Source organism: Bacteroides sp. (assembly GCF_029057325.1).
Classification (GTDB): Bacteria; Bacteroidota; Bacteroidia; order Bacteroidales; family Bacteroidaceae; genus Bacteroides.
Map to the genome: position 1 here is coordinate 1 of NZ_JAICZW010000179.1, position 23366 is coordinate 23366.

At 49.5% G+C, this 23366-nt stretch carries 9 protein-coding genes, 1 tRNA gene and 1 pseudogene; 10 read left to right on the forward strand and 1 reads right to left on the reverse strand.

Annotation, left to right across the window (positions count from 1 at the left end; all coding sequences use genetic code 11):
• Positions 1–69 precede the first annotated feature (69 nt).
• From K2G43_RS12120 to K2G43_RS12165, 10 genes and pseudogenes are all read left to right on the forward strand, one after another.
• On the forward strand, positions 70–1923 hold the full coding sequence (locus K2G43_RS12120) for a RagB/SusD family nutrient uptake outer membrane protein (protein WP_300155572.1): 1854 nt from the start codon (positions 70–72) through the stop codon (positions 1921–1923).
• A 619-nt stretch (positions 1924–2542) separates the two neighbouring features.
• Entirely contained in the window at positions 2543–4108 is a 1566-nt protein-coding gene (locus K2G43_RS12125; RefSeq protein ID WP_300155575.1) for an arylsulfatase, read from the forward strand.
• Positions 4109–4132: 24 nt separating this feature from the next.
• A complete protein-coding gene (locus K2G43_RS12130) occupies positions 4133–6517 on the forward strand; it encodes a glycoside hydrolase family 95-like protein (RefSeq protein ID WP_300155578.1) in 2385 nt (794 codons plus the stop codon).
• 73 nt (positions 6518–6590) lie between these two features.
• A complete protein-coding gene (locus K2G43_RS12135; RefSeq protein WP_300155581.1) occupies positions 6591–10619 on the forward strand; it encodes a hybrid sensor histidine kinase/response regulator transcription factor in 4029 nt (1342 codons plus the stop codon).
• Positions 10620–11005: 386 nt separating this feature from the next.
• The gene (locus K2G43_RS12140) at positions 11006–14143 is read left to right on the forward strand and encodes a TonB-dependent receptor (RefSeq protein ID WP_300155584.1); all 3138 of its coding nucleotides are present in this window, start codon (positions 11006–11008) and stop codon (positions 14141–14143) included.
• Between the two features lie 21 nt (positions 14144–14164).
• A complete protein-coding gene (locus K2G43_RS12145; RefSeq protein ID WP_300155587.1) occupies positions 14165–16093 on the forward strand; it encodes a RagB/SusD family nutrient uptake outer membrane protein in 1929 nt (642 codons plus the stop codon).
• Between the two features lie 194 nt (positions 16094–16287).
• Complete coding sequence (locus K2G43_RS12150; protein ID WP_300155591.1) at positions 16288–17727, forward strand: alpha-L-fucosidase; 1440 nt, start codon at positions 16288–16290, stop codon at positions 17725–17727.
• Between the two features lie 133 nt (positions 17728–17860).
• A pseudogene (locus tag K2G43_RS12155) lies at positions 17861–18967 on the forward strand (glycoside hydrolase family 88 protein); the annotation flags it as partial.
• A gap of 33 nt (positions 18968–19000) precedes the next feature.
• Positions 19001–20299, forward strand: coding sequence for an alpha-L-fucosidase (locus K2G43_RS12160; RefSeq protein WP_300155597.1), 1299 nt, complete (start codon positions 19001–19003; stop codon positions 20297–20299).
• A 7-nt stretch (positions 20300–20306) separates the two neighbouring features.
• The gene (locus K2G43_RS12165) at positions 20307–22421 is read left to right on the forward strand and encodes a glycoside hydrolase family 2 TIM barrel-domain containing protein (RefSeq protein WP_300155594.1); all 2115 of its coding nucleotides are present in this window, start codon (positions 20307–20309) and stop codon (positions 22419–22421) included.
• A gap of 870 nt (positions 22422–23291) precedes the next feature.
• Here K2G43_RS12165 and K2G43_RS12170 read toward each other — a convergent pair.
• Positions 23292–23365 (reverse strand) — tRNA-Asp (locus K2G43_RS12170).
• Position 23366: the final 1 nt, after the last annotated feature.

Genomic DNA, 23366 nt, shown 5'->3' on the forward strand with positions numbered 1-23366 from the left:
ATGCTTTATCCTTTTATGAGAACATATTCATTTGGTGTTAATCTGACATTCTAAAAAAGTAAAAGAACGATGGAAAAGACAATAGGAAAATATATATTGGCAGGTATGGCTGTTCTGGCTATGACCGCATGTAACGATTCTTTCTTGGAGCGTACGCCGACGAACGATTTGAATGATGCAGCTTACTGGAAAACAGAAGCTGACTTGCAGGCCTATGCGAATGGCATTTATAATGAAGCGGCAAATAATGGAACTTACAGATTCATGATAGGTTTCCATAGCGATGCTTATTCTGCGAAAATAACAGGACCTTATTCAATGGAGGCCATGTCCGACAACTTCGCTACAATGGACGGAAGTCAGACATGGGCAAGTGCTGTTGCGGCAGGTATTGAGAATCAACCAAGCGGAAATCCGAGTTATGCCAGTTGGTCGTGGACTCTGCTGCGTCGTATCAATGTATTTCTTGAAAACTATGAGCGTGCTAAAGACCTTCCGGAAACAATAAGGCAACGTTATGCCGGTGAAGCATTATTCTTCCGTGCATGGTTCTATCTGTATATGGTGCAGAATTATGGTGATGTGCCTTTGATTACACATCCTTTAGGTACTGCCGATCTTGAAGAGTTGTATGGTCCGCGTACTCCACGTAAAGAAGTGATGAAGCAAGTTTTGGATGATATCAATACTGCTTGCTCTTACTTGCCGGCAGACAATTGGGGGGCTAACCGTTTGACGAAAGGTGCGGCTTTGGCTTTGAAGGCTCGTATTGGTTTGTATGAGGGTACTTATAGAAAGTACCATAACTTGGGTGATGAGTCTGAATTCCTGAATGCCTGTGTCAGCGCTTGTGAAGAACTGATGGGCATGGGATATGAAATCTATAATACCGGTAACCCGAGCCATGACTATACTACGCTGTTCACAACCGAAGATTTGGGCACTATTAATGAGGTGATTTTCTATAGAAAATACTCTGAAGGGTTGAAGCGTCATCGTATCTGTGGTTACACGCTGAATTTGCGTAACGGCGGTACGAAGGATTTTGTAGATGATTTCCTTTGTGTAGACGCTGACGGTGTGGCAAGACCGGTGGCTTTGAGCCATGACTATAGCAATGACACTCCGGAATTGGAGTTCACGAACCGTGACCCACGTCTGAGCCAGACCTTCTTGGCACCGGGCAATGATGCAGCTGCCGCTTTGTTTATAGACAATCCACATGCAATGCGTGTTTTCCCACGTATCGGTAATATGAACGGATGGCCTACCTTGACCGGTTACCACCCCATCAAGTACTACATCCGTGAGCAGGATAAGAAGGGCTTTAACGAAGAAACACATGATTATCCGTTGTTCCGTTATGCAGAAGTGCTGCTGAGCTATGCAGAGGCAAAAGCCGAACTCGGTTCTTGCGACCAAGCTGTACTGGATAAGACTATCAACGTATTGCGTGACCGCGTAGGTATGCCTCATTTGACGGTGAATCCGGAGATGGACCCGAAATATGCTGGTTATGGCATCTCTTCTTTGTTGGTTGAAATTCGTCGTGAACGTCGTGTAGAGTTGAGTTTCGAGTATCTGCGCTATCAGGACCTGATGCGTTGGGCATGGGGTGACAAACTGAAAGAACGTGTATTGGGTATGCGTCTGGAAGATGCCGACTTTGCAGATCCGCGTTATGACGGTGCCATTACCAAAGGTGGTACAGCTGAAGCTGGTAACAATCCGGTATTCGTATTCAAAGCTGCCGATGGAAAACAATACATTGATGCCTATGCAAATACTAACTTTGCGACGGAACGTCGTTCGTTCGACCCGAATAAGGACTACTTACGTCCTATCCCATCTTCTGCAATCAGTAAGAACCTTGACCTTGGGCAGAATCCCGGATGGCCGACAGGACAAAAAAATGAAAAATAAGATTGAGAAGTTTTAGTTAGTTAATTATAAAGGAATCGGGATTGGCTTGAAAGTTTAACTTTCAGGACAATCCCGATACTTGTTTTGTTGAATTTGAGTAATAAAAAAACGTTGTCGGAATTAATTCGTAGGCTAGCTTCCTGGAGTTTTTAACACACTGGTTATCAGATACTTAAAAATAAGCTGACAGACACTTGTGTTCAGCGTGACAGACACTTGTGTTCAAGCTGACAGACACAAGTGTTTGAGACGACAGACGCAAGTGTCTGTCAAACCGGGGAATAGGGGGAATCGCAGAAGTTATTTCTTTGTGGATTTAATTCCGCCAACAGGTTAATAAGAATATCTTGAAAAACTAATTTGTGTTCTTCGATTTTTATCATATCCTTTTTCATCCTTCACTTTCGCTCTCAAGTTGGCCTAGGAGTTAAAGCCGATATTTCCGCAATGGCATCATGCACCAGAGTATCGGCTTTAACTCCTATAAATGAAAAAGCCTTGATATATATCAAATAAAATCTGTATGAGCTGTGGCGCGACATAAAAAAAGTAATAACTTTGTCCTGTATATCTGTGTATGTATAATCATTACTTAAAGTAACCATATAAGCATTATAAAATGACAAAACATTTCTTATGGAGCAACCTGCTCCTTGCTGCCGCCGGAACCGCGGCCGCGCAAAGCAAGACTGAGAACATAACGCCGGGTGAGGCACAGACTGTCAAGCCCCATATCATCCTCATCGTTGCCGACCAACATCGGGGCGACGCCATGAACTGCATGGGAAACCCGGCAGTGGTCACGCCCAATATGGATGCGTTGGCACAGGACGGAACCCTCTTCCTGAACGGCTATTCGTCCACGCCGAGCAGTACGCCGGCGCGTGCGGGACTCCTGACCGGACTATCGCCCTGGCATCACGGCATGTTGGGCTATGGCAGGGTGGGCAATCAGTATCGTTACGAGATGCCCGCCATGTTGAGTGAACTGGGCTATTTCACCTTCGGCATCGGCAAGATGCACTGGTTCCCGCAGAAAGCTTTGCACGGTTTTCACGGCACACTGGTGGACGAGAGCGGACGTGTGGAAAGCAAAGACTTCGTGAGCGACTACCGGCTCTGGTTCCAGATGCAGGCACCGGGGAAGAATCCGGACGAGACGGGCATCGGCTGGAACGCCCACGGCAGCGGAGTGTATGCGTTGCCCGAAGCGCTGCATCCCACGGCATGGACCGGGCAGATGGCGTGCGAGATGATACACAACCACGACAAGGGGAACGGCGAACCGCTTTTTCTGAAAGTCTCTTTTGCCCGCCCGCACAGCCCCTACGATCCGCCGCGGAGGCTGATGGAGCAGTATGAAGGACGCGACGTGCCCGCACCTGCCGTAGGCGAATGGTGTAAGGACAAGGTGTATGCGGCACCTTGCGACGTGGCTACTGCCGATAAGGACGCCGCTTTCGGCAACTTCGGCGAGGAGTATGCCAAGGAGTCGCGCAGGCACTACTATGCCAACGTGACGTTCGTGGACGAAGAGATAGGAAAGGTGATTGAGGCGCTGAGGCAGGAGGGCATGTATGACAACGCCCTCATCTGTTACGTGTCGGACCACGGCGACATGCTGGGCGACCATCATCATTGGCGCAAGACCTATCCGTATGAAGGTTCGGCGCATGTGCCCTACATCGTGAAGTGGCCTGCATCGTGCGGCTTCGCTAAGGGAGGCAAGGTAGAGGCTCCGGTGGAGTTGAGGGACCTGCTGCCCACTTTCCTGGAGATGGCAGGCGGCAAGGTGCCCGAAGACATGGACGGCCGTTCGCTGGCGGTGCTGATGAGAGATGGTGCTGCCGGATGGCGCAAGTACATAGACCTGGAGCACGCCACCTGCTATAGTGTTGACAACTATTGGTGTGCCCTGACTGATGGAAAGGTGAAGTACGTTTGGCGTTTTCATACGGGCGAAGAGGAGCTGTTCGATCTGACAAAAGACCCGCAGGAGCTGAAGAACGTGGTGAAAGAGAAGAAATATGCAGCCAAGCTGCGCGAGATGCGCGGCGAGATGGTACGTCATCTGGAGGAGCGTGGCGAGGAGTTCGTCAAGGACGGGCAGTTGCAGGTGTTGAAGCGGACGGTGCTCTACAGTCCGTTGTTTCCGGACGAGAATCCGGTAGATACAGGTATTTAAATAAGCATGAGATTCAAATTGCAGATGAGATTTTTAACTATCAAAAACATGGTGTGCTGCCTGATGCTGTTGGCTGTCTGGGGAGCACCGGCGGAAGCACGGGAGAACGCTTCCGGCAAAGTGACAACCGAACAGATGGATTGGAAAGCCTTTTTAAGCCGGCACGATATGCGCTGGGACCGGCTGACGGCAGACCCGGTAGAACCTACGATGGACGGGCGCTTGCGCACAGGCTATTATGCCGGTGCCATCATGGGCAATGGGTTATTGGGCACTAATTTCTATAAACTGACGGACAATGTCTATCGCCTGAATGTGGGCAGGAGCGACGTGACCGAAGCCCGGTCGCCTTACGACCTCTTCAACTCGGCACGCCTGCCCATCGGTTACTTCACTCTACGCACGCAAGGCAACGTGACTTCGGAAAGCATGACGCTCTCCCTCTATGATGCCATCACGCAGGGAACGTTCGGGACGGACAAAGGCAGGATAGATTTCCGGACTTATGTACACGCCAAGATGGATTGCATCGTCTTCGAGACGGAAGCGTCCGGCGGAGAGGCGGACTACGTCTGGGACTTTGTCTCCCAGGAGGCCGTCAGCCCCCGTTATATCCTCAACGGTACGGCTCCCGACGGCTACCTGAACCGGGAGGGAAAATCCAACCCAGCTCCGGAAAGGTACACCCGCGATGGGGTGAACTTGCTGGTGCAGAAACTGGTGGCTGACACCACCTTCCAGACTGTGGCAAGGGCATACGTTGTGGGCTGGAAAGAGGTGTACGAAGGCAACAAGCGACGCATCGTGGCCACGGTGGCGCAAGCCGACCGCGAACAGGATGCTGTGGCTTCCGCCCTGCGCACCGTCCGCAAAGGGCTCAAACAGACATCCGGAAAGCTGGAGGACGAACATACGGCATGGTGGCACGACTTCTACCGGAAAGCGGCTTTTGTCACCTTCCCCGACAAGCGGTTCGAGAGTTTCTACTGGGCACAATACTATAAGTTCGCCTCCACCGCACGCCCCGGCAAACCGGTGGTGGACCTGCAAGGGGTATGGCCTACATGGGACACTCCCTGGACCGCCATCTGGATGAATCTGAACATCCAGCTGACCTACTCTTGGCAGGTGAAAGCCAATCTGGGCGAGTTGGCACAACCTCTGTGGGATGCGCTGTGGAACAACCGCGACAACCTACGTCGCAACGTGACCGACATCGCCGGACAAGAAACCTGGACGGATGCTGCCTGCCTGCCCCGTTCGGCAACCTACGACTTCCACGCTCCCCTCGACCCCGCCACGACCGTCGAGCGGAATCAATATGAGGCGGGTAACCTGACCTGGACCCTGTTCTATTACTGGCAACATTGCTTGGCATACGGGGAGACCCGCCAGCTGAAGGAAAGACTTTTCCCGCTGCTGAAATCCGCGGTCAACCTCTTCTTTCACATCCGCACCGAACGTGACGGGAAGTACGGACTTCCACCGACCGCTTCGCCAGAGTATAACGTGACCGGTAATATCGGTCCCAACGCCACCTACGATCTCGCCAACCTGCGCTGGGGATTGCAGACCCTGATAGACATCGACACGACCTATCACCTGAACGACCCTCTGCTACCCCAATGGCGGGACTTCCTGAATAGGCTGGCGGACTTCCCCTACAATGAGGAGACTGGATTCAAGGTGAGCGACAAGTACGAATTCATTGATACCTCCCACCGCCATTACTCCCACCTGTTCATGATTTATCCCTATCATCTGCTGGACTGGGAAGACGCGCAAGACCGTCCGAGGATGGAGCTGAGCGTCAACCGCTGGAAAGGGAACCAAGGCTATTCGCGGACCGGGAAAGCCGCTATGCTGGCAAGCAAAGGGGACGGGGACGGTGCCCTGGAACAAATGGAGGTGTTCCTGCAACGGTTTGTCAAGCCCAATACACTTTATGCGGAGACGGGACCGGTCATTGAGACACCGATGGCGGCGGTCTCTACTCTGCACGAACTCTACATGCAGGACTGGGGAGATAAAATCCGGGTATTCTACGGCATGCCATCGGCTTGGCGGAACGCGTCGTTCATCAACCTGCGTGCCAAGGGAGCGTTCCTCGTAAGCGCTTCCAGACAGGACGGAAGGAGCGTTTTCATACAGGTGGAAAGTGAAAAAGGCGGATTGTGCCGCCTGCAAACCGGCATGGCGCTTGCCGACATACAGGTGCGGAACGGTAAGGGAGAACCGGTGCCGTTCACGCCGGCCTCCGGAGAAGGCGGTGTAATAGAGATTGACATGCAGGCGGGAGACATGGTGCAGGTAACGGACAAGACAAGGACGGTGGTCTATCCCGCTCCGCAGGCGTATGACAAAAATGCGGATTTCTGCTATGGAGACATAAAGCCTGCCGTCCGATAGGTTTCATCATCTTTTTTTGTACCTTTAACGCCGCATTTAGATGGTCTGCTAATTTTAATCGGAAGAAATCATTATGAAAAACAGGTGTTTAGCCGTGCTTTGCCTCTTTTTTTGTACATGGATGGCAATGAATGCCGCAGGGAATTACAAGTTCAGGACCCTTTCGCCCGATGGTGGGTTCTATTACGACGGCGTCAAAGTGATAGAACAAGATAACGACGGTTTTGTATGGGTAATGATGGACTACGAACTCTATCGTTTCGACGGTTACAGGTATAAGAAGTATTATCCCCGCTTTGCGGAGATGGCTCCAACGAAACGGTGGATATTCATAGACATGGTTTCGGACGGAAAAGGGAATCTTTATGTGAACACGAACAACGGAGTGTATCGGTACGAACAGGTTTCGGATAAGTTTGAACGTGTCTTGGATGATGCCGCCCTGCTGAAGATGGATGGCAAGGACAGACTTTGGATAAGGAGGGGCAACCGGTATGGACTTGCCGATCCGGTCACCGGCGAGATTCATTGGCCAGAATACGACGGGAAGAACCCCACATACGCCAATCAGCCGTTTTGCGTATATAAAAAAGATGTATATGTGTTCGTCTATCGGCAGGTATATAGATACAATGAAACGGGGAAATGTTTCAATCTTTGCATGCGCCTGCCCGGTACGGGTAGAAACATCCGTTTTGCACAGACGCGGAAGGATAAGATGTGGGTGTATGTGAACGAGGAAGGCCTGTACAAGATTGACTTGTCCTCGTTTGAGGTGGAAAAACGCTACGAGGCTTTCGCCGAATGTGAGAAGAACGGACTGCGAGAGTTTTATGTGGACCACAGAGGGAAAGTCTGGTTGGGCACGATGGAGGGATTGTATATTTTCGATCCCGATACCAATGGAATGATGGAATACAAACATTCGGCAGCGGATGCTTTCAGCCTGCCGAACAACTCGATATGGAAAATCTATGAAGACCGGCAAGGCAATGTATGGATAGGGACCTATTCGGGAAAGCTTTGCTACGTGGATATGGAGGAGGGAAACGCTTTTCGTTCTTACTTTTCGGGAAGCGGCAGTCTGAATTATGCGCCGGTGAGTGCTTTTGCCGAAGATGAAGACTATCTGTGGATAGGAACCGAAGGCGGTGGCGTGAACCGGATGGACAAACGAACCGGAGAGTTCCGGTTGTTGGAAGATGGGCAGAACGTGGTGTCGAACAACATCAAATCGCTGGTCATGGATGGGAAACGCAATCTGTGGGTCTCGATGTTTAGAGGGGGGATTGAGGCGTATGATGCCGGGCGCTGGAAGACGGCACACTATAGACGTGGCCAAGCGGAAACCGACAACGGTTTGCTGGTGAACAATGTGCGGAAGACCGTGCTCGAAGGTGATTCGGGGCTGTGGGTAGCCTATCAGTATCCGGCACCAAAGATTTCTTATCTTTCGTTCAAGGAAAAGAAGTTCAGGCATATTAGTCTAGATAGTGTGGGCAATTATGACTATCTGTTTGACATCTTGAAGCAAGGGGAGAGAACGTTGTGGGCCATCAGTAACGAGGCACTCTATAGGCTTGATACGCAGACGGAGGAAGTCAGGAAGGTACAGCCGGGTGATTCCGAGTATTTGGGACTATTTACTTTCTGCCTGGATGACGATGGGAATATCTGGATTGGAACGATAGGAAACGGCCTGATAAAATTTGATACGAATACGTTGAAGTTCATCCCGATGAAAGACTTGCTGCAACGAGAGGTCTATTCCATTTACAGTATCTGCTATAGCGACGGCAAGGTGTGGATGGGAACGGACTATGGGTTGTGCTGCTATGATAAGGCTACCGAACGACTGATGACGTTTGACAAGCGTGAGAATACGCAAGGGCAGGTATATTATCCGCTGGCGGTGTTGAAGGGCAAGGATGGCAGGCTCTATTTCGGCGGAACCGATGGGTTCACGGTGGTAGATCCTGCACGGATATCCTACAATCGCTACAAGCCGAGGGCGGTTATATCAGAATTTTTTGTGGACCACAAACCGGTGCATCCCAATTATGTGAAAAGCGACTCGCTTCGTACCATCATGTTGGAATATGACGAGTCTAACTTCGGTTTTGAATTTTCTGCGGACAACTACCAGATTCCGGAAAAGAACATGTTCAGATACAGGCTGAAAGGGTATAACAACCAGTGGATTATGGTGAATGCAAGGCAACGGACGGTGATGTACTCTAAGGTAGCGGCAGGAACCTACACTTTTGAGGTGTGTGCCGCCAACAACGACGGTGTGTGGGGGGATCCCACGGCGATAAAGATAGTGAGACGCAGGGCTCCTTGGGCGAGCGTGCCTGCCTATATCTGCTATGTGTTGGCTGTGCTGGGCATAACTTATCTGGTCTTCAGACACTATGCCGAGAAGAAGCGCCTGAAGATGTTGCTTTATCAAGAGAATGTGGAGCGAGAGAAGAAGGAGCAGATACACCAGGCACAATTGCGCTTCTTCACTAACATCTCGCATGACTTCCGTACGCCACTTTCCTTGATTATGGCAGCTTTGGACAAATTGCGTCGCGAGGGGCTGAAAGAGTACTACTACCGCATACTGAACGGAAACGTGCAACGTCTGCTGAACCTGGTGAACGAGTTGATGGACTTCCGTACCGTGGAGAACGGAATGATGAAGTTGGAACTGGAACCGATAGAGGTGAACGGCTTCGTGAAGGAACTTGCTGCTGATTTTACGGACTATGCTGCCGAGCGGAAGATTGATTTCCGGGTGGAATGTGACGAGACTTTACCAGCAGAGGTATATGTGGACAAGAATGTGCTGGAGAAAATCGTGATGAACTTGCTGAACAATGCCTTCAAATATACGCGCGACGGGGGAAGTATCGTGCTGAAGACCCGGCGCGGACAGACCTTTACATCGCAGTGGAGCGGTCACTACAAGGTGGGTGATTGCATGGAAGATGCTTTCTCTATCGTGGTAAGCGATACAGGTGTGGGCATTTCGGGCGAATCAATAAGCAGTGTGTTCGAGCGATTCTACAAGGTGAACACGGTGAATGCCGATTCGCACTTAGGCACAGGTATCGGACTGGCACTGGTGAAGAGTCTGGTGCTGTTGCAGAAAGGGTGCGTATCCATCTATAGCGAACGAGAGAAAGGCACGGACATGGTGGTGTGCTTGCCGATGGACAGCGGTGTGTTTGATGAGGCAGACTTTGCCAAGCGAAAATCTGGCAGCATGGCGGAACAGCCGGAAGTTTCGCCGATGGAAAGGAAGGAGCAGGAGGAGATGTCGGCTGTGGTACAGGCAGAACAAGTGCCCTCGAGTGCCAGAAAGATTCTGATTGTGGAGGACAATACAGACTTGAGGATTCTGATTGCGGAAGCCCTGTCCGAAGACTTTCAGGTGATGCAGGCCGGTGATGGCATGGAGGCGTTGAAGCAGATGGAAAATCTGGAATTCGATTTGGTGATAAGCGACATCATGATGCCCCGCAAAGACGGAGTCTCGCTGTGCAACGACATCAAGGGCAATGTGGCTACTTCCCACATTCCAGTCATCCTGCTGACGGCAAAGACCGGTCTGGAGAGCAAGATAGAGGGAGTGGACTCTGGTGCCGACCTTTACTTTGAAAAACCGATAGACCTGACTTACCTGAAACTCTCAATACAGAATGTGTTTAGGAACCGGCAACAACTGAAAGAGCATTATGCAAAGAACTATTATGCAGACAGCAGTGAGTTGGCTACGACCGATCAGGATAATAAATTCTTGAAGCAGTTTGTAGAGTTTGTGGAGACTCACATGGAGCAGTCGCAGATGGATGTCAATAGCATTGCTGTAGAACTGGGCATGAGCCGTAGTAAATTGTACACCAAGGTGAAAGGACTGACCGGAAAGTCTGTCGTGGAATTTGTTTTGAATTGTCGTTTGCGCAAGGCGGCTCGTCTGATTATAGAAGAAAATATGACGATGAAAGAGGTGATGATGTCTGTGGGCATTGAAAGCCAGCCGTACTTCACCAATGCGTTCAAGAAAACATTCGGTGAAACTCCCACAGCCTTTGCCGCCAGACATAAAAAATAACCTGCTCTTCTGAATCTTCATGGACGCACGTGACTGGATTACATGAAAATCCTGTCGCGTGCGTCTATTTGTTTATAATCAATAGGTTACTTTTCTATTTTACTCTATTTCCTTAATCTTTTTTAATACTTTTACCGATTATAGTAAAATGTAAATTAATTAAGGTAAACGTATTTTGTATCGGTGGGCTACTTTTGCGGTGGATAAAATATTCGTTTAACTAAATCAAATACGCCTATGAATACTGTAAAGTTGTAGTGAAGAAAAACAAACAGACAAGTCTTGCTTAAACAATCAGAAAACACAATTCTTTAAAAATTAATCTAAAAATGAAAATTAAAACGTATTTTATTACTTTATCGTTTTTGTTTTGCGCTGTCACATGGATGATGGCACAGCAAAGCGGTGGCTCCCTTATTAAAGGGCAAGTTGTAGATTCTACCGGTGAACCAGTTATCGGTGCTAATGTGCTGGTGGTTGGTACCACCCAAGGGGTGATTACAGATGTGGACGGTTATTATCAACTGGATGTAAAAGCCGGTGCTACTTTGAAGATATCTTATATAGGATATAAGGATTTGGAAGTAAAGGCTAAACAGGGTCTTGTGACTACGTTGCAAGAAGACTCTGAGATGCTGGACGAAGTGGTGGTCGTAGGTTTTGGTACGCAGAAGAAGGTGAACCTGACCGGTGCCGTGGCTTCAGTCAGCAGTGAAGTGCTGGAAAACAAGCCGGTGGGAAGCATCGGACAGGCACTGGAAGGAGTTATCCCCAACCTGAATGTTTCCGCAGTTTCCGCTTCTCCCAATTCGGTGGCCAGTTTCAATGTGCGTGGTGGTACATCTATGGGACAGGACAGCAAGGGTAATTGGGAAATAAAGAATGGAAGCCCGTTGATTCTGGTGGATGGAGTACAGATGGATGATACTTATTTGGGTATGCTGAATCCTTCGGATATAGAGAGCGTTTCGTTGTTGAAGGATGCTGCTTCTGCTGCTATCTATGGAGCTCGCGCCACGTATGGTGTTCTGTTGGTAACAACGAAAAGCGGTAAGAAAGACCAAAAGCCCAATGTCACATACAACTTTGACATGCAATGGAACACCCCGTCACACCGACCGGATATTATGGATGCCTATACCATTCAGTTGGCTGCCAATCAGCTGACCCAATGGACGGGTGGCACAGTATCTACTTGGAACGAAAAAGTATTGGCTGCCAAGAAGGCTTGGAGAGATGACCCGGAAAATGCACCGGCATGGATTTATTCGGAAGGCAGTAATTCTAAGTTTACGTGGGTGCGTAGCATGAATCCTTACGACGAAGTTGTGAAAGATTGGACGCCCATGCAGAAGCATACGGTGAGCGTGAAAGGCGGTGGTGAGAAAACTACTTATTACATCTCCTTGGGCTATCAGCGTCAAGAAGGTATGTATAAGATTAATACGGATGTGCAGAAACGCTTCAATGGGTTGATAAGTTTGGATACCGAGATAACCAAATGGTTCAAAATCGGAACAAAAATTAGCTATAACACAACGAATTATGACGAACCTTACCTCAATCCCCAAAAGGGTACGTTGTGGGGAGCCATGATGGGAGAGGTCAGCCGTAATATCTGTTCGCCGATCAAGACTTCTGCAGATGATCCTCAGCCGGATGCATGGACGGACAATATCTTGGGGTGGTTGGCCTATGGAGCCAATCGGGTGACCAAGCGTACGAATTCTTCCTTTAATGTGACACCTGTCTTGACATTGATGCCAGGATGGACTGTAAAGGCGGAACTTTCATACGTGCCGAACGAGTACTTCCAGAAATCGGTGATTCCCACCCGTGAATACGTGGTCGATGACTGGACTTCTATCGTTAAGACCCATACCGATCCTTCCCGTGTGGAAGAAAAGGTGACTCATTCCGATTATTATACGATTAATGCCTATACGAACTATAACCATACGTTCGGCAAGCATGATATAGGTGCTATGGTTGGTTTCAACCAGGAATGGTACACCTATCGTGAAACGGGTGCCGAGGCGGAAGGTATTCTGAATGCCGATTTGCCCTATATCAATTCGGCTACGGGCAATCAGTATGCAAGCGATGGTGCCAGCCATTGGGCCATCCGCGGTATGTTTATGCGTTTGAACTATGCCTATAATGACAGATATCTGCTTGAGTTTAACGGCCGTTATGACGGAACTTCCCGTTTCCCGAAGGCCGACCGTTTCAAGTTCTTCCCTTCTGTTTCGGCCGGATGGAGAATTTCGGAAGAGAATTTTATGCAATCTACCAGAGCTTGGTTGGATAATTTGAAAGTAAGAGGTTCCTGGGGCTCGTTGGGCAATCAGAACGTTGCTAATTATGCTTATATCTCATCGTTTGGTGATGTCAGCTACGTATCTTGGAACATGGGTGGCTCACGTCCGATGGGTATTTCTCCTGGCGGCCTGATTTCTCCGTCGTTGACTTGGGAGACGGCTACAACACTGGATTTTGGTTTGGATGCCTCTTTCTTTAAGAACCGCCTTGACTTCACTTTCGACTGGTACACACGTGAGACCAAGGACATTCTGATGGCGGCTGATAAATATCCTTCCGTATTGGGAGCTTCCGCCCCGAAGAAAAATTCCGGTATATTGAAGACGAATGGTTGGGAGATGAGCCTGACATGGCGTGACCGCGTCAACAAGGATTTCAGTTATGACGTGAATTTCGTTCTTTCCGATTATATGACAAAGGTGAAGAGATTCGATGGCAATCCGAACATGTCCTTATCTACTTTGTACAATGGCAAGAAGATGGGTGAAATATGGGGATATACGTGTCTGGGCATTTTGCAGGAAGAGGATTTCACGGTGGATGAAAATGGCAAATATATATTGAATGGCCCCAGCCAGACGAACATAAGCGGCACTTGGTATCCGGGTGATTTGAAGTTCGCCGATTTGGGTGGAAAGCCGGGTGATGATGATAAGAAGTCGGACGCGGGTCCCGACGGAAAAGTCAGCAATGGCGAGAATACCATTTACAATCATGGCGACTTGCGTGTGATTGGTAACAGCACTCCTCGTTTCCGTTTCGGATTGAATACCAACCTGCGTTGGAAAGATTTCAACCTGAACGTCTTTTTCCAGGGGGTGGCAAAACGCGACGTGTTTATCAACAACAATATGCTTTTCGGTGGCAGCGATTCCGCAGGAAACTATGATACGTTCAAGAACTCATGGACTCCCGAGAACACCAATGCCAAATATCACATGTATGGCCGCGGGCAGAACTTGACTACCAATACCCGTTATCTGTATAACGCCGCATTTGTACGTTTGAAGACCTTGTCTTTGGGCTATACTTTGCCGAAAGCGTTAGTCCGTAAGATATCGTTGAATACGGTGCGTGTCAATTTATCCGGTTACAATCTGTTTGAGATTTCGGGTGTGCCCAATGTATTCGACCCGGAATCTATACAATCTGCCTATCCGATGATGCGTTCCGTCGCTTTGGGCGTTCAAGTTAATTTTTAATAACATCTATACAATAAGACAATGAAACTAAAACATTATATTTATGCCTTAGGGCTGGCAGCTTCGCTCCATGCATGTAACGATGACTTTATGGAACGCTATCCGTTGGATGTGCCGACCGACAATGCGTTCTGGACTTCAGAAAATGACCTGAAGCTATTCTTGAATAAATTTTATCCCACCTGGATTAAGGGACACTACAGCGGGTGGTCTGATAGCAATTACCTGTATCCTCTGCCCGTAAAAGGCAGCCCATTGGCTTATGGGGATGTATATAGCGATAACGCGGTCCGTACCGGAAATGAATTTTCCGAATTGGGCGAGAACAACAGGATTCCTACCGGTTCAGGAGCAAATAACAATGGATGGGTATGGAGCGACCTGCGTAATGTCAATTATTTCCTGACACACTACAACAGAGCCGACCTCCCGAAGGAGACGTTGGATAAATATGCGGGTGAGGCCTATTTCTTCAAGTCATGGGAGTATTACCGGAAAGTGATGATTTTCGGTGATGTGCTTTGGATTACCAAAGAGTTGAATACAGATTCGGAAGAACTCTATATGCCCCGGACACCTAGAGCCGAAGTGATGGACTCCATCTTGCTTTGCATCAATAAGGCTGTGGCAGGATTGCCTGAAAAGGGCAAAGAGGAAAGCGGACGTTTGAATAAGGATATAGCGAATTTCCTGAAAGCGCGTATCTGCCTGTTTGAAGGAACTTACCGCAAATACCACACCGAATTGGGGCTGGATGGCAGTAAATTCTTAAAGGAGTGTGAGACCGCTTGCGAGGCACTGCTCGGAAAATACACTTTATACCGGGGTGACGGAGAGACCTCCTATTATAAAATGTTTACCGTGAAAGGGGCCAATGCCTTCTCCGATAATCCGGAAGTCATCTTGGGACGTACTTATATACCGGATGAATATGGACATGCTTTCCAACGCTATTATGACCAGAACAACTCGAACCGTCAGGCAATGGGCGCTACCCGTGGCTTCTTGGAGGAATATCTTTGTGCGGATGGCCGTCCCATTTATGTGGGAGGTTCCGAAGGAAACTACGAAGTGAATCCCTTGTTTAAGGGATATGGCATGTGGAAAGAGCTGGACAATCGTGACCCACGTCTGACGCAGACGGTTTGTCGTCCGGGTGAATACGTTACCATTTATAAGAATGGTTCGGTAGATTTGGCTAACGGCATTGAATATCCTAACATCTCGTATAGCAGCAGCGGTTCTACGGTGACCGGATACCGTTTTATCAAACATTGGATGGGCGACCAGATAGAAAACGATGCGGTTACGAAGGGTGTACAGGCAGCCATTGAGTTTCGCTACGGCGAATTGCTGCTGATGTATGCGGAGGTTGAGTATGAACTGAATGGGACATTGACGCAACAACAAGTCGATATGACTATCAATGCTTTGCGCGAACGTGCCGGATATGATTTTAATGCTTATCCTACGGCCAAGCTGATGGTGGGGCAAGAACCGGCAGACCCTCGTCTGGATAAGATTTACAGAGAGAAGCTGGATTACACGGTATCTCCCTTGTTGCGCGAGATTCGTCGCGAACGTCGTGTAGAGTTGGCTATGGAGAATCGCCGTTACGAAGACCTGATGCGGTGGAAAGCCGGTAACCTGTTCACTGTGCCCTTGCGGGGAATGAAGTTCACGGAAGAGATGCAGGCACTGTATGATGGCTCTCACACCGATCGCCTGAACGGTGGAAGCGCGGCGAAGATTACCATCGGCAAAGATGTCTATCTGGATGATGAAGGGTATATCATCTGCTATCCCAAGAGTCCGTATAAACAGACAATCAAGGGATGTCTTCCGTGGCACGACTATCGTTATCTTTGGCCTATTCCGGCAGAGGAGATACGCCTCAATCCGAATTTGGTACAAAATCCCGGATGGATTGAAGCGGAAACCGATAAATAAGTCCTGCATACTGATAATGGCCTGAATCATAGAGAGTGGCAGGAAACAGTTCCTTGCCACTCTCTTTTTTTACTCCATTATTCAAGAAGGCCTTTAGCGTAAACAAAACGATTCTGATAAAATAATTGGAGATTTGAGTAATTGATTATGGAGAGAATTCTCTTCTTTTGTACCGGATAAATAAAAGTAATATCATGAATAAATTATTAACAACGGCTGTATTAGCCTTAGGAATATTTGGAAGCGTATATGCGCAAGATGCAAAACGTTTGTTGCCTGCCGAGCAGGAAGTCTCTTTGAAGTATGGGGCCGACCGCTTGGGCAAGCGTCAGGATGCGGATATGAAGAAGTTCCGCGATAATCGTTTGGGGGCTTTTATCCATTGGGGACTCTATGCCATTCCCGGTGGAGAGTGGAACGGTAAAATGTACAACGGAGCAGCCGAATGGCTGAAGGCATGGGCAAAGGTACCGGCAGATGAATGGCTCACGCTGATGGATCGGTGGAACCCCAAGAAGTTCGATGCGAAAGCATGGGCGAAGATGGCGAAGAAGATGGGCGTGAAATATGTCAAGATTACCACCAAGCACCACGAGGGATTCTGCCTCTGGCCCAGCAAATACACGCAGTACACGGTAGCACAAACACCTTATAAAAAAGATATATTGGGCGAATTGGTCAAAGCCTACAACGATGAAGGCATTGACGTGCACTTCTATTTCTCAGTAATGGACTGGAGCCATCCAGACTACAGGTATGACATCAAGTCGCCGGAGGATGAGGTCGCTTTTGCTCGCTTTCTGGAATTTACGGACAACCAGCTGAAAGAACTTGCCACTCGTTATCCAACCGTCAAGGATTTCTGGTTTGACGGAACCTGGGACGCCAGCATCAAGAAGAACGGATGGTGGACGGCTCATGTGGAACAGATGCTGAAAGAGATGCTGCCCGGCGTGACCATCAACAGCCGCTTGCGTGCCGATGACAACGGCAAGCGCCACTTCGATAGTAACGGTCACCTGATGGGCGATTACGAGTCTGGCTACGAGCGTCGCTTGCCCGATCCGGTGAAGGACCTGAAGGTGACCCGTTGGGACTGGGAAGCTTGCATGACGGTACCCGAAAACCAATGGGGTTATCACAAAGATTGGTCCCTGAGCTATGTCAAGACTCCACTGGAAGTGCTTGAACGCATTGTGCATGCCGTCTCCATGGGAGGAAACATGGTGGTGAACTTCGGACCTCAACCTGATGGTGACTTTCGTCCCGAAGAAAAGGAACTGGCGGATGCCATCGGCAAATGGATGAAGGAGAACGGCGCATGTATCTACGGCTGCGACTATGCCGGCTGGGACAAGCAGGCATGGGGCTATTACACCCGCAAGGAAAAGGATGTCTATATGATAGTCTTCAACCAGCCCTATTCCGGACATTTAATGGTGAAAACTCCGAAGGGTATCAAAATAACGAAGGCCGTCCTATTGAACGGCAAAGAGGTGGGTGTGGAAGAGACTGCCCGCAACGAATATAATGTGGATATGCCGGCAAAGAATCCCGGTGCCCCGTTTGTCATCAAATTGCAGGTAGAGGAAGAGAAGAGCACCACCGATAAATATCGTGAAGCATTGACTTGATAATTAATGAGTTAATGGGTCTATAAGGGCTTTCAGCCTGCCTGTCTTGAAACCTCCTCGTAGCCTCATTAACTTGTCAACTGCCCCCCTCTTAACAACTAAAAAAACTAACCTTTAATTAATTATATATTTTATGACAAAGAAGTTATATTTTCTCTTTTTCTTCTTTGCGTTTGTGACGTTTGCAGATGCGCGGCAGCCCTTCCAACGGGCTGCCGTGAAGTCTGTGATGAAGCGTGTGGCCGACTGGCAGATTGCAAATCCCAACAAAGGAGCGGAGCATGACGACTTGGACTGGACGCATGCCGCACTCTACATGGGTATGCTGGACTGGGCAGAACTGACCGAGAAGGAAAATGCCGACGACTCCTATTTTCAATGGTTGCTTCGCATTGGCAAGCGCAACCATTTTCAGGTGGGCAAGTGGATGTATCATGCCGATTTCATTGCCGTGGGGCAGCCATTCATCGATCTGTATATCAAATATGGCAACAAGAAGATGATAGCCCCTGTGATGGCACGTGCCAACTGGGTGGTGGAAAACCCTTCGGAAGTGCCTTTGGCGTTAGACTACGGCAATCTGGAGACTCTGGATCGTTGGTCCTGGTGCGATGCCTTGTTTATGGCTCCCCCGGTGTATGCCAAACTCTATGCGCTGACTCATGACCAACGCTATCTGGACTTTCTGAACCGAGAGTACAAGGCTACCTACGAGCATCTGTACGACCGGGAAGAACACCTTTTCTACCGAGATCGCCGTTACTTTGACAAGCAGGAGGCTAATGGCAAGAAAGTCTTCTGGGGACGCGGCAACGGGTGGGTGCTGGGTGGACTGGCAGAAATCCTGCAAACGCTTCCCGCCGAAGAGCCTTCACGCGCTTTCTACCAGAAATTGTTTGTGGAACTGGCTACCCGTGTGGCAGGCTTGCAGAGCGCGGACGGCTATTGGCATGCCAGCCTGCTCGATCCAGCTTCCTATCCCTCGCCGGAGACCAGTGCTACGGGTTTCATCGTCTATGCTTTGGCCTATGGGGTGAACGAAGGCTTGCTCGACAGGAAGGCGTTCATGCCTGTCATTGAGAAGGGATGGAAGGCGCTGGTAGATGCCGTGGAGCCGGATGGCAAGCTGGGTTATGTACAACCTATCGGTGCCGACCCGCGCAAGGTGACTCGCGAGATGACCGAAGTCTATGGAGTAGGGGCATTCCTGCTGGCAGGGTGCCAGATATACCGGATGGCTTCATTGGCCGCCCACAACGCCCACGAGGCTGCCATGGCCTGGTTTCGAGAGGCGAAGTTCGGATTGTTTATCCATTGGGGCTTGTACTCACAAACGGCAGGAGAGTGGAAAGGACATCCTGTGCAGGGAGGCGAACACTTCATGCTGTATGAGCGGATTCCCTTGAAAGAGTATGCCAGAATAGCAGACGATTTCAATCCGGTGGGTTTTGATGCCAAGGCATGGGTGAAAGCGGCTAAACGGGCAGGCATGAAGTACATTGTTTATACGACCAAACATCATGACGGTTTCGCCATGTACCGATCGGCTTGCAGTGACTATAATATCGTGAAATGCACCCCTTTCGGGAGAGATCCTTTGAAAGAATTGGCGGAGGCTTGCAAAGAGGAGGGCATCCGTTTAGGCTTGTACTACTCGTTGGGCCGGGATTGGGAAGACCCGGATGTGCCTACCAACTGGCCGGTCAAAGCCGGACGGAGCAATACTTGGGATTATCCGGATGAAGACGCCAAGCAATTGCCACGTTACCTGGAACGCAAAGTGAAACCCCAGCTGAGGGAGCTGCTCACCAACTATGGCGAGATTGCCATACTCTGGTTTGATACCTTCGAGATGGTGAACAAGCAGCAGAGTGCGGAACTGCGTGAACTGATTCATTCCTTGCAACCCGGTTGTTTGATAAACAACCGTATCGGGAACGGCATGGGTGACTACGTAGTAATGGAACAGAAATTGTCAACCGGCATCATCAAACGCCCTTGGGAGGCTTGCATGACGATGGGTAGAAATTGGGGATATAATAAATTTGACACGGATTATAAGAAGCCGGATGTAATGATTCGTCATTTGGTGGATGTGGTGAGTAAGGGAGGGAATCTGTTACTCAACATCGGTCCCAATCAATTGGGACGTTTTCCGGAATTAACCAAACCCGGATTGGATGCGTTCCATGATTGGCTGAAAAGAAACGGCGAATCCATTTATGCCGTATCTCCATGGCATGTATATGGGGAAGCATTGACAGATGCGGTGGAGAACGTGGAACAGAAGGCCTTTCACGATGCCGAATACGATGGCACTCCGAAAGAGGTGGTACCCGATGTGCGTTACACCCGAAAAGGGAATACAGTATTCGCCATTGTCCGTCATTCGGCGGAGAAATCTTTCTTATTGCGTTCGTTCGCAGGCAAGACAGAAGGCATACATGAGGTGACTCTGTTGGAGAATGGTAAATCTGTCGATTGGAAAGCAACCGAGGATGGACTGAGGATTGAAGGAATACGTCGCAGCCATTCCTTCCCGATTTATGTACTGAAAGTTGAATATCTTTAATTGAAATATGAGAAATAATATCTTTTTTATGCTGCTCATCGGGCTGCTGTCCGCACTCTGCGGCAAGCTTAACGCTCGCGAAGTGACCTCCTTCAACACCGGCTGGGAATTCAAGAAAGGTCCCTTTTCCCAAGATGCCATGCAGGCTGCCGGAAAGTGGAATGCCGGTTGGCAGAAAGTGACCGTTCCCCATACCTGGAATGCGGATGACATGCAGAAGAAGGTCTCTGCCTTCTACGAGGGAGTGGGCTACTACCGTAAGAAACACACCTTCTCCGAAAGTCTGAAGGGCAAGCGCCTCTTTCTCCGTTTCGAGGGAGTGGGTTCGTGTGCCGAAGTCTATGTCAATGGCTACTTGGTCGGGACACATAAGGGTGCCTATTCTGCTTTTGCCTGCGAGATTGGTTCGCAGGTGAAGTTCGGCGAAGAGAATGAAATTATCGTGAAGGCGGACAATACGGCACGCCCCGACGTGATTCCTACCAACCATGTCCTTTTCGGGGTCTATGGAGGGATGTATCGTCCGGTATGGCTGGTGGTGACGGAGCCTTGCAACATTGTGGTGGATGACTGCGCCTCACCCGGCGTATATATCACCCAGAAAAACGTCTCCCGAAAATCCGCCGAGGTCTCTGTGAAGGTGAAGCTGGACAACGCCACGCTGGTTCCCGTTCCGCTCACTCTCGAGAACACCATCTACGATGGGAACGGCAAGCTGGTGAAAACCCACAGTCAATCCCTTGAACTCACCCCGCAAGGCGTGCAGAGCCATGCCTCGCAATTCAAGCTGAACAATCCCCGCTTGTGGCAGGGGCGTGAAGACCCTTACCTCTATAAGGTGGTGTCGCGTCTCATGCAGGACGGCCGCGTGGTGGACGAGGTCATTCAGCCCTTGGGGCTTCGCAAGTACGAGGCGGTGGCAGGCAAAGGTTTCTTCCTGAACGGCAAGAAGCACCCCATGCACGGTGTGACCCGTCACCAGGACTGGTGGGGACTGGGCAGCGCCTTGACCAATCAGGAGCACGACTTCGATCTGGCGCAGATCATGGACATCGGCGCCACGACCGTCCGCTTCGCCCACTACCAGCAGTCCGAATACCTCTATTCCCGTTGTGACACTTTGGGTTTGATTATCTGGGCGGAGATTCCCTTCGTCAACCGCGTCACCGGACAGGAGTGGGACAACGCCCACCAGCAGATGCGTGAACTCATCCGACAGAGTTTCAACCACCCCTCTATCTACGTGTGGGGCATCCACAACGAGGTCTATCATCCGCACGGATATACGGCGGCATTGACGCAATCCATCCACGACCTCTGCAAGCTGGAAGACCCGGATCGCTACACGGTGTCGGTCAACGGCTACGGGCATGCCGACCATCCCGTCAACCAAAACGCTGACATACAGGGCATGAATCGCTACTTTGGTTGGTACGAGCGGAAGATACAGGACATTGGGCCCTGGATAGAGAAGATGGAGAAGGAGTACCCCTGGCAGCGCCTGATGCTCACGGAGTATGGTGCGGATGCCAACATCGACCATCAGACGGAAATTCTGGGCGATGCTCTGAACTGGACTTCTCCTTTCTATCCGGAGACCTTCCAGACCAAGACCCACGAGTACCAATGGAGCGTCATCTCCCGGCATCCGTATATCCTTGCCTCTTACCTGTGGAACATGTTCGACTTTGCCGTCCCCACCTCTAATCGTGGAAGCATGCCCGCCCGTAACATGAAGGGCCTGATGACCTTCGACCGCAAAATCAAGAAAGATTCCTACTTCTGGTATAAAGCAAATTGGAGCAAAGAGCCTGTTCTCTATCTGACGCAACGACGGAACGTGTTGCGCGAGCGGAAAGAGACTTCGGTGACCGTCTATTCCAACATCGGTACCCCCAAGGTCTATCTCAATGGCCGGGAGCTGACGGATGTGCGGAAGGGATATACCGATGTGCACTACCTTTTCGATCGGGTGTTGCTGGCTGACGGCAAGAACGTGCTACGTGCGGTTGTCTCCCATCAAGGCAAGGAGTATGTAGATGAAATAGAATGGGAATACCGGGGCGAATGCAACCGCGAGGCTGATTTCCTAGAGCATAAGCAGGAGCATGGCAGCTGGTAGTGCCGGCTGACAACAGCGCTTTCTCGTCATGGCATGCGGATGACGCGATTAGACGGATGAATGCGGATTTTATCTGATTAAGAAACTGTTTTGAAATAATTAGAAAAATCATTTAAGGATGATTTGTGTGATTACTCATGAGGGTGTGCATTCATCAATGCACACCCTCGAATTCATTCTGATGCAACCTGAATGTCGGTTGCCGGCATGCAAACAGGCGGTTGCACCAGGGTATGCCCTACAAAATAAAACATGTATTTGGTTCTGTTGCCGGATTGCCAACGAGCCTAAAAGTGGCATTAAGACAGACATATTTCTTCAAATGTAAGATATTTTCATTTCTCTTTCCCGCAGCCGGCAAATCAAGGTGAAGAGATCCCTTTTTTCTGCTTCCGTTCTCTCCTTCCTATCCGCTCCCTGTCCCACCCCTACCAGGGCCTATTCGGCTTCGGACGTTCTTCGGACAAACTCCACTCCCTAGGACCGAAGAATGTCCGAAGAACGTCCGAAGAAACACCGAAGAAACTACGGAGCAGGCAAGAGCCTGACAAGACACGAACTGAAGAAACAGAAAATGACGGAGTTTTCTGGAGTGAAATATGTTATGTAAATATTTGTGATTATTGGAGGGTGAGGCTTCGTCCCAAAATGATATTTCCCTTTGCTTTTACCCTATCATTCCTGTTACAGATATCTGTAGTAAGGGTGGTTTTGCAGCCTGAGCCAGAATTATTTCAATCAATGAACTGATTACTATGTGAATAAGAGTTGCTTAATCATTTCAAAACGGCTTTGAAAAATGTGGGAGAGGAGGGATATAAAAAGAAAACCTCTGAGAAGTCACTTCTCAGAGGTTTATTCTTATTGAAGCGGTGCGTACGGGACTCGAACCCGTGACCCCATGCGTGACAGGCATGTATTCTAACCAACTGAACTAACGCACCA

What these genes read in the sequence shown, in the direction of transcription:
- K2G43_RS12120 (WP_300155572.1), top strand. Translation starts at nt 70, where the DNA reads ATGGAAAAGACAATAGGAAAATATATATTGGCAGGTATGGCTGTTCTG.
- K2G43_RS12125 (WP_300155575.1), top strand. Translation starts at nt 2,543, where the DNA reads ATGACAAAACATTTCTTATGGAGCAACCTGCTCCTTGCTGCCGCCGGA.
- K2G43_RS12130 (WP_300155578.1), top strand. Translation starts at nt 4,133, where the DNA reads ATGAGATTTTTAACTATCAAAAACATGGTGTGCTGCCTGATGCTGTTG.
- K2G43_RS12135 (WP_300155581.1), top strand. Translation starts at nt 6,591, where the DNA reads ATGAAAAACAGGTGTTTAGCCGTGCTTTGCCTCTTTTTTTGTACATGG.
- K2G43_RS12140 (WP_300155584.1), top strand. Translation starts at nt 11,006, where the DNA reads ATGATGGCACAGCAAAGCGGTGGCTCCCTTATTAAAGGGCAAGTTGTA.
- K2G43_RS12145 (WP_300155587.1), top strand. Translation starts at nt 14,165, where the DNA reads ATGAAACTAAAACATTATATTTATGCCTTAGGGCTGGCAGCTTCGCTC.
- K2G43_RS12150 (WP_300155591.1), top strand. Translation starts at nt 16,288, where the DNA reads ATGAATAAATTATTAACAACGGCTGTATTAGCCTTAGGAATATTTGGA.
- K2G43_RS12160 (WP_300155597.1), top strand. Translation starts at nt 19,001, where the DNA reads ATGGCCTGGTTTCGAGAGGCGAAGTTCGGATTGTTTATCCATTGGGGC.
- K2G43_RS12165 (WP_300155594.1), top strand. Translation starts at nt 20,307, where the DNA reads ATGAGAAATAATATCTTTTTTATGCTGCTCATCGGGCTGCTGTCCGCA.